Below are 13,344 nucleotides of genomic sequence, written 5' to 3'. Positions count from 1 at the left end.
ATATGCAATACTTACCAAACATATTTTTTGCACTAGCTTTAGCATTAGGCTTAGGTTTTTTTGCGATGAATATTCGCAAGTTATCTAGAAACATAAAGCTAGGTAAAGATGTTAATAGAAAAGATAGGAAATCTGAACGTTTAAAAAATATGATGATGATTGCTCTTGGGCAATCTAAAATGGTAAAAAGACCCTTTTCAGGGTTTTTACATATTATTGTTTATGTTGGTTTTATCATTATAAACATAGAAGTTTTAGAAATTATTATTGATGGTTTATTTGGAACTCATAGAGTTTTTCAAGGACTTTTAGGTGATGGTTTTTATGGATTTTTAATAGGAACTTTTGAAGTTTTAGCAGCGTTAGTTTTTGTAGCAGTTGTTATTTTTTGGTTGCGTAGAAATGTGTCAAACATCAAACGTTTTTTAAGTAAAGAGATGAAAGGTTGGCCTAAAAATGATGGAAATAATATCCTTTATTTTGAAATGGTTTTGATGACTTTATTTTTGGTGATGAATGCAGCAGATCCAATTTTTCAACAAGCAGGAATAGGAAATCCAATAAGTCAGTTTATTGTGCCACTTTTTGATGGTTTTTCGCCAGAAGCAATTCATATGATTGAAAGAAGTGCTTGGTGGGTTCATATTTTAGGGATTTTAGTTTTCTTAAACTATTTATATTACTCTAAGCATTTGCATATTTTATTAGCGTTTCCAAATACATATTTTGCAAACCTTAATCCAAAAGGACAATTCAATAATTTAGAATCTGTTACTAATGAGGTTAAATTAATGATGGATCCAGATGCAGATCCTTATGCGATGCCTGCAGAAGGAGCAGAAGAAACTGTACCAGAAAAATTTGGAGCTTCAGATGTTACTGATTTAAATTGGGTACAATTATTAAATGCATACACATGTACAGAATGTGGTAGATGTACATCATCTTGCCCTGCAAACTTAACAGGGAAAGAATTATCACCAAGAAAAATCATGATGGATACTCGTGATCGTATAGAAGAAGTTGGTAGAAATATCGATGCTAATAAAGGTACTTTTGTTGATGATGGTAAGCAGTTATTAAATGATTACATTTCACCAGAAGAATTGTGGGCTTGTACAAGTTGTAATGCTTGTGTAGAAGAATGTCCTGTAAATATAGATCCATTATCTATTATTCTAGATATGAGAAGGTATTTAGTAATGGAAGAAAGTGCTGCACCACAAGAATTAAATATGATGATGACCAACATCGAAAATAATGGTGCTCCTTGGCAATACAATCAACAAGACAGATTAAACTGGGTTAACGAAGAGTAAAATTAGTTAACAGTTTTTAGTAGCAGTTGGCAGTCATGTTTTAGAAAAAGTAGCTAACATATTGTCACTTCGAGTGAATTTATGAGAAACGAATAAATTTGTATCGAGAAGTTTTTAACAATTAAACGTTTCAACGAATAAACAATTAAACATTTTATTATGAACGTACCAACAATGGCAGATATGATGGCTCAAGGAAAACAACCAGAAGTGTTATTTTGGGTTGGTGCTGCAGGAAGTTATGATGATAGAGCGAAAAAAATATCAAGAGCATTTGTAAAAATATTACATCAAGCAAATGTCGATTTTGCAGTTTTAGGAACTGAAGAATCATCTACAGGAGATGCAGCAAAAAGAGCAGGAAATGAGTTTCTGTTTCAAATGCAAGCAATGATGAATATTGAAGTGTTAAATGGTTATGAAATAAAAAAGATTGTTACTTGTGATCCTCATTCTTTTAATACTTTAAAAAATGAATACCCAGGTTTAGGAGGTAAATATGAAGTTTTTCATCACACACAATTTATACAAAATTTAATTTCTGAAGGTCGTTTAAAAATTGATGACACTACTTTAAAAGGAAAAAGAGTTACTTTTCATGACCCTTGTTATTTAGGGAGAGCTAACGATGTGTATGAATCTCCTCGTAATTTAATTAAAAGATTAGGTGTTAATTTAACAGAAATGAAACGTCATAAATCTACAGCATTATGTTGTGGAGCAGGAGGTGCACAAATGTTTAAAGATGCAGAAAAAGGTGATAAAGAAATTAATGTTTTAAGAACAGAAGATGCTTTAGAAACCAAACCAAATATTATAGCAACAGGTTGTCCTTACTGTAATACAATGATGACAGATGGAATAAAATTCAAAGAAAAAGAATCTGAAGTACTTGTAAAAGATATTGCAGAGTTAATAGCAGAAGCTAATAATTTATAAGAATGAAGAATTTTTTATTTCTAATTTTTACGATAAATTTTTTTATAAATACTAATAGTTTATCAGCTCAAGAAAATGAAAATTATTTAGAGGTTATAGCTAATAGCTTACCAGAACAATATATTAAATCTAATGCTAATTTGTTTTTTACAATACAGATAGGAGCTTTTAGAAATAAAAATACAAGCTTAGAAAATTTAAACAATATTATTTTAGCAAATGAAAATAATATTACTAAATATAGATTAGGAGAATTTTTATCTTACAAAGAAGCTGTAGATTATAAAAAAATGGTTTTAAGTGTTTGTAAAGATGCTTTTATTGTTTCTATTAAAAACGGAAAACGTGTTCATATTAGAGAAGCGTTAAAAGATAGACCTATTCTTTAATGATTAAAAACTACATAAAAGCAGCACGTTTAAGAACGTTACCTTTATCGGTTTCTGGAATTATCGTAGGTAGCTTTTTAGCAGATTTTTCTATATTTAAGTCTGATAATGGAGTTTTTAGTAATATGTTTTCCGAAAAAAATTATTGGATATTTACTTTAGCAATTCTTACCACAATAGGTTTTCAAGTGTTATCAAACTTTGCCAATGATTATGGTGATGGTGTAAAAGGTTCAGATAATAATAGAAAAGGAGAGGCAAGAATGGTTTCTTCAGGTGCAATTACTCCTAAGCAAATGAAATTTGCAATGATAATTACTACAATTATCACTTTAATTATAGCTTTACTACTGATTTATGTGTCTTTTGGTAAAGAGAATTTTGGATATTCAATTTTATTTTTCTTTTTAGGAATTGCCTCAATAGCAGCAGCTATAAAATATACAGTTGGTAATTCTGCTTATGGTTATAGCGGTTTTGGTGATGTTTTTGTATTTCTGTTTTTTGGGTTATTAAGTGTTGTAGGAAGTTATTTTTTGTATATAAAAAAAATAAATGTAGAAATATTTTTACCAGCAATTTCAATTGGTTTATTAAGTGTTGCCGTTTTGAATTTGAATAATATGAGAGATCAAATTGAAGATAAAAAAAACAATAAGAATACTTTAGTTGTTAAATTAGGAAGTCAAAAATCAAAAATTTATCACTATTTATTAATATTAGGAGCATTAATTTCTGCGATAGTATATGTTCAATTAAATTATCATTCTGCAATACAATATTTATTTTTGGTTGCTTTTATTCCTTTAATTATGAATCTAGTTGTGGTAGCAAAGAATATTATTTTTTCAGAATTAGATAGTGAACTAAAAAAAGTAGCATTAAGTACATTTTTATTTTCCATTCTTTTTGGAATCGGGCAAATCATTTAAATATCATTTATGAAAACAATAAAAATAATTTTAGGAATTATTACCGCTTTCGTATTAGCCTTTCTTTTAACTGGTTTAATTGTTAAGCAAACAAACTATTCTGCTAAAGTTTCAGTAAATAAGTCTATTGAAGATGTTTTTAAAACATTTAATAATTCAGAAAATATAAAAAATTGGATTCCAGAAGTGAAATCTTTTGAAGTTGTAAATAACAATCCTGGAAAAACAGGAAGTGTATATAAAATTGTTGTTGATAATCAAGGACAAGAAATTACAATGACAGAAAAAGTTATGGCATATGTGCCAAATGAAAAAGTAACCTTATTTTTTGATGCAGAAGGTATGCTAAAGAAAGATGATTATCTTTTTACTGAAAAAGATGGAGTTACTACTATTACTTTAAATGCTAGCTGTCAAAGTGAATCGTATATAATGGCATGTGTATTCCCTTATTTTAAAGGAACTTTTAGAGATCAAGATCAATCTTATTTAGATAATTTTAAAGCCTTTGCAGAAAAACAATAATTCTATCTTTTGATAAAAGCCAAATACAAAAAATACATTCTCAATTTTAAAAACCCAAGTGGAACTTCACGTGGAGTTTTAAGAACCAAAGAAACTTGGTTTATTATTTTAGAAAAAAATGGTAAAACAGGAATTGGAGAAACAGGTTTGTTTAGAGGGCTAAGTATAGATGATATACCTAATTATGAAGAAAAACTAATTTGGGCATGTAATAATATCAATTTAGGTTTAGTAAAATTATTACTAGAACTTAATGAGTTTCCATCAATTCAGTTTGGATTAGAACAGGCTTTTTTATCGTTAAAAAGTGAAAATAAATTCAATCTTTTTCCATCAGAATTTACCAAAGGAAATAGAGCTATTGCTATAAATGGTTTAATTTGGATGGGAGAGAAGGAGTTTATGAAAAATCAAATTAAGGAAAAGCTTAAAACCGGTTTTTCTTGCATCAAAATGAAAATTGGCGCTATTGATTTTGATGCTGAAATTGAGTTGTTAAAATTGATTAGAAAAGAATTTTCTGCTAAAGAAATAGAATTACGTGTTGATGCAAATGGAGCATTTAATCCTAAGAATGCTTTAGATAAATTAAAAAAATTATCAGAATTAGATATTCATTCTATAGAACAGCCTATCAGACAAGGTCAAATTCAAGAAATGACAACTTTATGTGCTAAAACTCCATTACCAATTGCGTTGGATGAAGAATTGATTGGTGTTTTTTCATCCGAAGAAAAAAGAAAATTATTAGAAACTATTCAACCCCAATTTATTATTTTAAAACCAAGTTTAATTGGTGGTTTTGCTGGTAGTACAGAATGGATTAAGTTTGCAGAAGAAATGAATGCTGATTGGTGGATAACATCTGCATTAGAAAGTAATATTGGGTTGAATGCAATTGCTCAATTTACGTATTCATTACAAAGTAAGTTACCTCAAGGTTTAGGAACTGGAGGTTTATTTACTAATAATTTTGAAAGTCCTTTAGAAGTGAAAAATGGAACTTTACATTACAATCCAGAAAAAATCTGGAATTTTAATTTATAAATATGAATTACATACAACAAGCATTTAAGGGAAACAATGAATGGTATCATTGGGTATTAACTATTTTGTTGGTTTTTGTTGGTTGGCAATTTTTAGGAGCTTTACCTTTAATGGCTTTGGCTGTGATGCATTCTGCAAATATGACAGAATTTACAAAAGCCGCTCAAGATAATTTTATGACTTTAGGAATAGATAATAATCTTTTTCTTTTTTTTATGATTTTGATGTTTATCTTTGGGTTGATTAGCCTTATAATTGGTGTAAAATACATTCATAAAAGAACTGTTAGATCTTTAGTTACTAGCAGAGAATCAGTAGATTGGAAGCGTTTTTGGTTTGGATTTATTACATGGGGATTTGTAGCTTCTGTTATAATTGTTATAGGAATTTTCTTGGCACCAGAAAACTATGTATGGAATTTTAAAGCCAAACCTTTTTTTACTTTACTAGCCATTTCTTTTTTGTTTTTACCTTTTCAAACCTCGTTTGAAGAATTGCTTTTTAGAGGATATTTTATGCAAGGTTTAGGTGTTTTGGCAAAAAATAGATGGTTACCATTAATTTTGACTTCAGTTTGTTTTGGTTTATTACATGGTGCAAATCCTGAAGTTGAAAAATTAGGATATATTTCTATGGTATTTTATATAGGTACAGGTTTGTTTTATGGAATAACAACTCTAATGGATGAAGGTACTGAGTTAGCTCTTGGTTTACATGCTATTAACAATATTGTTGCGGCTTTTTTTGTAACAACAAATTGGACAGTTTTTCAAACCGATGCTTTGTATGTTGATACTTCTGAACCTTCTGTTAGTTGGGAAATGTTTTTTCCTGTTTTAGTTTTGTACCCATTAATATTATTTGTTTTTTCTAAAAAATATGGATGGAAAAATTGGATGGAGAAATTAACAGGAAAAATTGAAGAACCTGTTAACTTAAAAGAAAACTATAGAGTTTTAGAAGATTGAAAATAGAAAGGTTCCATAAAGACTTTAAATTAAATAAAGTTTCATTTTCTTCTGTGGATGAAATACTGAATTATACTCGTGATTTTTCTGATGAAATTTATCAATTTTTAGAAATTTGGTTTTCTAAAGATGATTTTATTTTAGTCAAAACTTCGGGTTCTACAGGAGTTCCAAAAGAAATAAAATTACTTAAAGTTCAGATGGTTAATTCTGCTTTAGCAACCGGAAAATACTTTGATTTAAAAGAAAATACTTCTGTATTATTGTGTTTGCCAATAGAATATATTGCTGGTAAAATGATGTTGATTAGAGCATTGACCTTAGGTTGGTGTCTGGATGTTGTTGAAGTCAATTCAAATCCTTTAAATGGTATTCAGAAAAAATATGATTTTTCTGCAATGGTGCCTTTACAATTAGAAAACTCCATAAATGATCTTTATAAGATAAAGAAACTAATTGTTGGTGGAGGTGTAGTTTCAAAGCAATTACAACAGAAAATTAAAAAATCTACTTGTAATATTTTTGCAACTTATGGTATGACAGAAACCATTACTCATATTGCTGTTAAAAAGTTGAATAACTTAATTGTTTCTCCTAATTTTTATCAAGTTTTACCAAATGTAAAAATTTATAAAGATGCTAGAAGTTGTTTAGTTATTAATGCCTCAGAAGTTTCTAGTGAAATTGTTTTTACAAATGATATTGTAGATTTAATCTCTGATAATCAATTTGATTGGTTAGGTCGTTTTGATAATGTAATTAATTCTGGAGGAGTAAAGTTGCATCCAGAAAGAATAGAAGAAAAACTATCAAAAATAATTACTGCTCGTTTTTTTGTTGCTGGAGTTTCTGATGAAAAACTAGGGGAGAAGCTAGTTTTAGTTGTTGAAGGTAAATTGGAAGCAATAGAATTGAAGAACGTAAATCTATCAAAATTCGAAATTCCAAAAGAAATTTACTTTGTTGATGCGTTTATAGAGACTAAAACAAAAAAAATTCAACGTATAAAAACATTGGATTTAATTACATTTTAAACTAAATTTAGAAGATAATCCCTTAAGTCTTTGTCTTCGCTTAAATTCATTTTCTTTTTAATTCTATACCTTGCTGTTTGCACAGATCTTGGATCTATTAATAATATACGTGCAATTTCTTTTGTTTGAAGATGTAGTTTAATAAACATACAATGCCTTAGTTCTGTTTCTGTTATTGTTGGATGTTTATCTAATAGTTTATCATAAAAATTATCATGAACAGCGTTAAAATGTTTTTTTAGGATGTCCCAATCTTCATGTCTATCTAATACATGATCTATTTGAGAAATAATATTATTAATAATAGATTTATCGTTAGTTTTTATCCCTTTTAAATCTGCTTTTATTTCCTTAAAATATTGTTTATTGTGTAAAAGGTTTGTTGTAAGTGTTATTGCTTCTTTGTCTTTTTTTAAGTTTTCAGAATTAAGTATAGCTAGTTGTTCATAGTTTTTAGCATCTTTTTTTCTTGTATTATCAATAACAAAATAATATCCAAATAAAGAAAGAATAAATATGATGCTAATTAAAGTAACTAGAATTTTTAAATTATAATTTGTATCCTCTAACCTTTCTTTTTGAAGTGAAATTTTTTCATACTCAAATTTTGTATTTAAATCTTTTATTTTGCTTTCTAATTCTTCGTTTGTTTTATTCTTTTTATCTAATACCAAAGATAAAACCTCAGGATTGTTATGACCTATTAGTTCTAGAGTAAAAATACAATCACTTGAGTCTTCATATGCTTGATGAATAGAAACACTTATGATGTTTTCTCCTATATATAAAATTGTATTATCAAAGAAGTGTTGGTTAAATTTATCTTCACCATCACCTTTAATAGTGCTTTTTGAAAAAGTAGTACTATTAATTATAGAGTTAGGCATATTATCTTTTAAGAGCTCTTTTCCATTTATATAAACAACGGCTCCATCATCTCTTTGAATTTTAAATTCGTAAGCAATATGTTTTTTAGCAATAAATATTTTCTTCTTAAAATACTTTGTAATGTGTTTACTATCTTTATTATCTCCAAAACTTATTTCTGTAATAATTTTATCATCTCCATAACCTAATGGTGATTTACCGCTCTTCCAATTAGAAAAATCTTTTAGATTTATCCAGTCATCTTCTAAGTAACCATTATCATAATAATGCCAAGTTTCTTTGTTTTTAATTATCATATCTTGAGAATAAATAACAGTTGCTTGAAGTAATAATGTTAGAGAAATAATTTTTTTTAAAAAGTAAAGCCTTTTCATTTTATAAATAAAATATTTTATCTGTTGTGTAAATATAGTAGATTTATATATGATTTTAGTAGTTTGTAGTAGTTTAGTTTCTTAAAGTGTAGTTAAGTTGTGTGAAACAATAGTATCTTTGAACAAGTTTTGAAAGGACTATGTAATAATAAAATTGGGGGATTAAACTTATTACATAAAAATTCAAATAAAGTCGTAATTTAATTATTACGGCTTTTTGTTTTTTATAAAATTATTAGAATTTCTTGTTGAATTTTTTATTTGGTATTATTTTTGATATTTTTGAAGAAATTAATACTTATGAAAAAAATTTTATTAGGTTTTACAATTTGTTTTTTTTCAATTGCTAATAGCTTAGCACAAGAGCATATAGCAGAGGCTTCTGAAATGGTTAATTTGAATTGGGAGTCTTCTTTTAAAAGAGCTTTAAAGAAATCAAAAAAAGAAAAGAAACCAATACTTATTTATTTTACGGGTTCAGATTGGTGTGGGCCTTGTAAAGTTTTAGATAAAAAGTTATTTCATACTGAGAAATTTAAAAAATTAGCTGAAAAAGATTTAATACTTTATGAAGCTGATGATCCTAGAAATAAAGATCTGGTTTCATCTGAAAAATTAGAAGTTACTTATGATTTAAAAAGGAAATATAAAATTAGATCATTCCCAACATTGGTTTTTGTAGATCATAAAGGTAAAATGATTGGGTATAAAAAAGGACTTATTTTAACAGAGTACTATTATCCTTTTTTTCAATCAGTAATTGAAAATTATTAATTTTTAAATATCCTATATAAATTCTAAAAGAACTAAATTAAAAAAAAAACTGAATAATCATAACTATATGATTATTCAGTTTTTTTTTTAATTTCATTTCACCTATTACCTTAAAGTTAATATACTTTTTTGAATATTATTCTTTAATACTGTGAAGTTTTCTTTAATGCTATTTTTACGAATTTTCTATAAGTTATTAATGATATTTCTAAAACTTTTTTAAGTGTTCTTTTATAATGTGTTTTGTGCTTAAATAAGCTCGTTTTGATGATTTTAAATCCATTACCTATTGAGCTCTAAACTTTATTAGGTTGTTCTTTTTGTGTGATTAAATTTATGGCATAAAAAAACCGAAGCATAAGCTTCGGTTCTCTTTTTTGATTATTCTTTGTTAGACGAATAATTATTTTTGATCTATAACTCTAAAAGTAGTTCTTCTGTTTGCTCTATGTTGAGCTTCTGTACAAGAAACACCATCAGCACATCTATTAGTTAATTTTCTTTCTCCAAAACCGTTTCCAGTTAATTGACTTGGGTTTACACCTTTAGAAATTAAATAACTTGTTACAGCTTGAGCTCTTCTTTCAGATAAATCTTGATTAGATTCTTTTGTACCTCTTGAATCTGTATGAGACTCAATTGCAGCAGCAACACCACCTTTTAATACAGGTAATAATCTAGTATCTATAATTCTTTTAGCTGCAGGAGTTAAAGTAGCACTTCCTAAATTCCAGTTAATTGGTAATGGAGTATTGTTTACTAACTCACATTCAACTTCTTTCCAAGTAGTTAAACCACCTTTGTTAACTAAGATTTCTTTAGTTACAGTTTTGTATTTAGCAGCAACAGTAATTTCTTCTTGCCAAGCATCTTTAGTTAAAACTGTTTTTGTAATGTTTCCATAAACTGCAGGAATTTCAACAGATTTAGTAGTTGGAGGTGTAACCATTACATTTTGAGTATATGTTTTTTCATATCCAGGAACTGGATTAGAAGCTGTTTTAGCATCTGTATCTAATTTTGTTAATGGAATAGTAACAAATTTAGCTGGTACAGGCTTGTAACACCAGTATCTACAATCGTTAGGATCACTAGATTCACAATCAGGAGCTTTTTCACTCATTTCCCAATTTGCAGAAGCTGCTTTGGTTTCTATAGTTTGAGAATCAGAGCTAAAAGTAGCACCAATAACTCTTAATTTGTTAGCATCCTCTTTTGCTGTATAAGTAATAGTTTTAGTTTCCCAAACTGCAGGAACAATTACTAAACGTTGTCCAGCTTCTTTTACTAAAACTCTTTCTGTAACTGTATTGTATTCTGCTGGATGTGTAACAATTCTTTTGTAAGCCGGAGCTACTTCAATAGTTACATCTTCGTTTTTCCAAACTTCAGGAGTTTTACAACGTACGTAACATTTTCCTGGTTCTGGGTTTTCTGGTAAATCTTGGGCAAATGCTGTTGCTCCAAACATTAAAAGCAATCCGCTAAATAAAATTTTTTTCATAATTAATCTGTTTTTGATTTTTTAGTTCGTTGTTATGACACACTATTTTTTCGTAAGTCACATGTAATTTACAAAAAAAATCAAAAATGTTAAAATTATGTTAAGAGGAATGTAGGGTAAATTACAACTTGTTGTAAAACAAGCTTTTAATTATACCGTCTGAAAGGCCAATTTTTGGTACAAATATTTTTCTAGCACCACTCCACTTCATAGCAGATAAATAAATTTTTGTTGCAGGTATTATAACATCTGCTCTATCTGGATTTAAACTTAGTTCAGAAATTCTTTCATCAAAAGACATCTGTTTTAAAAATTGATATTGTGCATTTAAGTATATATAAGAAATAGGTTTACCTTCTGTTCTGCCAGACATTTTAAATAACTTGTTAATATTGCCTCCAGAACCAATTAAAGATACCTTTTTTAAATCTTTAGTGTTTTTCTTTACCCATTTTTCTACATTGGCAAAAATCTCTTTATTTACAGATTTTTTATTATTCAATAAACGAACGGTACCCATTTTAAAAGATTTAGAAGTAATAATCTTTCCATGTGAAAAAATAGTAAATTCGGTACTACCACCTCCAACATCAACATATAAATATGAGTTGTCTCCTTCTATTAAATCATTTAAATCTGTAGAAGAAATAATAGCAGCTTCTTCTTTACCACCAATAATATCTATTTTTACTCCTGTTTTATTAAAGATTTCCTCAACAACTTCTTTTCCATTCTTAGCTTCTCTCATTGCAGAAGTAGCGCAAGCTTTATATCTTTCTACACCATGTACATCCATTAATAATTTAAATGCTTCCATGGCATTAATCATTCTGGTTGTATTTTGTTTACTAATAATTCCGCTAACAAAAGCATCTGCACCTAAACGAATAGGAACACGTACTAAGGAAGATTTTTTAAATTGAGGTTCTTTGTCATCAGATACAATAACATTTGAAATTAGCAATCTAATTGCATTTGAACCAATATCTATAGCGCCGTATTTTTTTATTTCTAACAAACTATTTTATTTATGATTTTTAGGGAATTCTACCATAAAAGTTTTTCCTTTTTTTATGTTTTTCCAATGTTTTTCTTCAAACTTGATGCCAACTACTCCACAAGTGGTTACATGAGATATTGGTTTGCTTCCAAATTTATTTACAAATGAGTTGATGCCATGATCGTGACTGAAAATTATGGCAGAATTAAAGCTATCATCTAATGCATTTACAGTTTTTACCAAATAACCATCACTAAAACTATATAGTTGTCTTTTAATTTTAAGGTTAGATAAAGGATATTCGAAATTTTCGCAAAAAATTACTGCTGTATGTAATGCTCTGTTGGCACTACTAGAAACAAAAACGTCTGGTCTGTCAATTTTTTTTGATAAAAATTTAGACATTAAATGAGCGTCTTTTATTCCACGTTTTTTTAGAGGTCTGTCAATATCTTCAATACCAGAGTATTCCCAAGAAGATTTTGCGTGTCTAACAATATATAAAGTTTTCATTCAATTTTAATTGTTGAATTGTAAATATAAAAATTTATGGCGCTAATCTTTCTATTTTCCAAGAAAAATCTTTTTCTAATGTATATCTAATTCTATCATGCATTCTGTTGGGTCTCCCTTGCCAAAATTCTATAGAAATTGGCTTCACTAAATAACCACCCCAATGTTTTGGTCTCGTAATTTCATTTCCTTCAAACTTTTTTTCAAAAGTTTTTAAATTAGCGTCTAATTCTTCTCTAGATGAAACTACAGCACTTTGTTCAGAAGCCCAAGCTCCTAATTTACTTCCATTGGGTCTAGATTCAAAATAACCGTCAGATAAGTTTTCTGCTAAAATTTCTGCATTTCCTTTAATGATAATTTGTTGCTCTAAAGCCGGCCAAAAGAAAGACAAACAAATATTATTATTAACTTTAATAGCTTTTCCTTTTTCTGAATTATAATTGGAGTAAAATATAAAACCTTCCCAAGTATATTTTTTTAATAAAACCACTCTGCTTTTAGGGAAACCGTCTAAACCAATTGATGAAATTGTCATAGCATTGCTTTCATCAACCATTTCAGAATCATCTGCATTTAGAAACCAATCTCTAAATAATTCTAAAGGATTTTCTGGACAACTACTTTCTAGAAGCTCTTGCTTTTCGTAGGATTTTCGGTAATTACTTAAATCTTTTGACATTTTTTATTTGAAAATATATCTAATTCCTATTGAGTTTCTAATTCCAGAAGCATTATTAATATCAGAAAAATGATATGTACTTTCTAAAACCAATCCAAAATTTCTGACTTCTTTAAAAGGTGTTATTTCTATTTGTAAAGGAAGATAAAAACTTTCAAAAAACTTGATATTTTTTGAATGAAATGGAAATGTTGAAACTCCCATCCCAAAATTTAGATTATAATCCTCTTTAGAAACAAATTTATAAAGAAGACTTAATTCTGTATTGAATTCTATTCCTAAATTATCATTTACTCTTAATTCTGCTTGAAAATTTTCAGAAAAGGCATAATTAATACCAATTTCAGCATCAAAATAACCAGTAATTTTAAATTGACCGTATGAAGATATTGTGGTTAAAAGTAATGCGACGAATAATATTTTTTTCATAATTATTTTGAATTTAGTAAAAATACT

General features: G+C 27.9%; 15 protein-coding genes. 9 read left to right on the top strand and 6 right to left on the bottom strand.

All coding sequences use genetic code 11. The features are described 5' to 3' along the window. Positions 1–2: 2 nt before the first annotated feature. The 8 genes from PHEL85_RS05040 to PHEL85_RS05005 all read left to right on the top strand — a co-directional run bounded on the left by PHEL85_RS05040 (position 3) and on the right by PHEL85_RS05005 (position 7,153). Positions 3–1,319 carry a (Fe-S)-binding protein gene (locus PHEL85_RS05040; protein WP_036821883.1) on the top strand — a complete coding sequence of 439 codons (1,317 nt, stop codon included), beginning with the start codon at positions 3–5 and terminating at the stop codon, positions 1,317–1,319. A gap of 159 nt (positions 1,320–1,478) precedes the next feature. Further along, on the top strand, positions 1,479–2,258 hold the full coding sequence (locus PHEL85_RS05035; protein WP_036821880.1) for a (Fe-S)-binding protein: 780 nt from the start codon (positions 1,479–1,481) through the stop codon (positions 2,256–2,258). Between the two features lie 2 nt (positions 2,259–2,260). After that, positions 2,261–2,647, top strand: coding sequence for a hypothetical protein (locus PHEL85_RS17260; RefSeq protein WP_052108453.1), 387 nt, complete (start codon positions 2,261–2,263; stop codon positions 2,645–2,647). Continuing rightward, positions 2,647–3,579 (top strand): 1,4-dihydroxy-2-naphthoate octaprenyltransferase, encoded by a 933-nt coding sequence (menA, locus tag PHEL85_RS05025; protein WP_036821878.1) that lies wholly within the window; start codon positions 2,647–2,649, stop codon positions 3,577–3,579. The genes PHEL85_RS17260 and menA overlap by 1 nt, the downstream gene beginning before the upstream one ends. A gap of 9 nt (positions 3,580–3,588) precedes the next feature. Continuing rightward, on the top strand, positions 3,589–4,104 hold the full coding sequence (locus PHEL85_RS05020) for an SRPBCC family protein (RefSeq protein WP_036821875.1): 516 nt from the start codon (positions 3,589–3,591) through the stop codon (positions 4,102–4,104). Between the two features lie 9 nt (positions 4,105–4,113). After that, positions 4,114–5,151: an o-succinylbenzoate synthase gene (locus tag PHEL85_RS05015; protein WP_036821872.1), complete on the top strand. Its 1,038-nt coding sequence runs from the start codon at positions 4,114–4,116 to the stop codon at positions 5,149–5,151. Between the two features lie 2 nt (positions 5,152–5,153). Continuing rightward, entirely contained in the window at positions 5,154–6,119 is a 966-nt protein-coding gene (locus PHEL85_RS05010; protein ID WP_036821869.1) for a CPBP family intramembrane glutamic endopeptidase, read from the top strand. Beyond that, positions 6,116–7,153: an AMP-binding protein gene (locus PHEL85_RS05005; protein WP_036821866.1), complete on the top strand. Its 1,038-nt coding sequence runs from the start codon at positions 6,116–6,118 to the stop codon at positions 7,151–7,153. Before PHEL85_RS05010 ends, PHEL85_RS05005 begins: the two co-directional genes overlap by 4 nt. Here PHEL85_RS05005 and PHEL85_RS05000 read toward each other — a convergent pair. Further along, positions 7,150–8,415, bottom strand: coding sequence for a hypothetical protein (locus PHEL85_RS05000; RefSeq protein ID WP_036821863.1), 1,266 nt, complete (start codon positions 8,413–8,415; stop codon positions 7,150–7,152). The two genes, PHEL85_RS05005 and PHEL85_RS05000, sit on opposite strands and share 4 nt — an antisense overlap. A 300-nt stretch (positions 8,416–8,715) precedes the next feature. Here PHEL85_RS05000 and PHEL85_RS04995 point away from each other — a divergent pair, with 300 nt between their 5' ends. After that, entirely contained in the window at positions 8,716–9,189 is a 474-nt protein-coding gene (locus PHEL85_RS04995; RefSeq protein ID WP_052108452.1) for a thioredoxin family protein, read from the top strand. Between the two features lie 403 nt (positions 9,190–9,592). Here PHEL85_RS04995 and PHEL85_RS04990 read toward each other — a convergent pair whose 3' ends face one another. The 5 genes from PHEL85_RS04990 to PHEL85_RS04970 form a co-directional block, all read right to left on the bottom strand. Beyond that, positions 9,593–10,693: an OmpA family protein gene (locus PHEL85_RS04990; RefSeq protein WP_036821860.1), complete on the bottom strand. Its 1,101-nt coding sequence runs from the start codon at positions 10,691–10,693 to the stop codon at positions 9,593–9,595. Positions 10,694–10,814: 121 nt separating this feature from the next. Then, positions 10,815–11,711: a Ppx/GppA phosphatase family protein gene (locus PHEL85_RS04985; protein WP_036821859.1), complete on the bottom strand. Its 897-nt coding sequence runs from the start codon at positions 11,709–11,711 to the stop codon at positions 10,815–10,817. Between the two features lie 6 nt (positions 11,712–11,717). Then, on the bottom strand, positions 11,718–12,206 hold the full coding sequence (locus PHEL85_RS04980) for a SixA phosphatase family protein (RefSeq protein WP_036821855.1): 489 nt from the start codon (positions 12,204–12,206) through the stop codon (positions 11,718–11,720). Positions 12,207–12,240: 34 nt separating this feature from the next. Then, entirely contained in the window at positions 12,241–12,888 is a 648-nt protein-coding gene (gene pdxH, locus PHEL85_RS04975; protein WP_036821853.1) for a pyridoxamine 5'-phosphate oxidase, read from the bottom strand. A 3-nt stretch (positions 12,889–12,891) separates the two neighbouring features. Then, complete coding sequence (locus PHEL85_RS04970; protein WP_036821848.1) at positions 12,892–13,317, bottom strand: hypothetical protein; 426 nt, start codon at positions 13,315–13,317, stop codon at positions 12,892–12,894. Positions 13,318–13,344 lie beyond the last annotated feature (27 nt).

Source organism: Polaribacter sp. Hel1_85, from assembly GCF_000766795.1.
In the GTDB taxonomy this organism is placed as follows: Bacteria; Bacteroidota; Bacteroidia; order Flavobacteriales; family Flavobacteriaceae; genus Polaribacter.
This window is presented reverse-complemented; position numbering and strand designations above follow the sequence as displayed.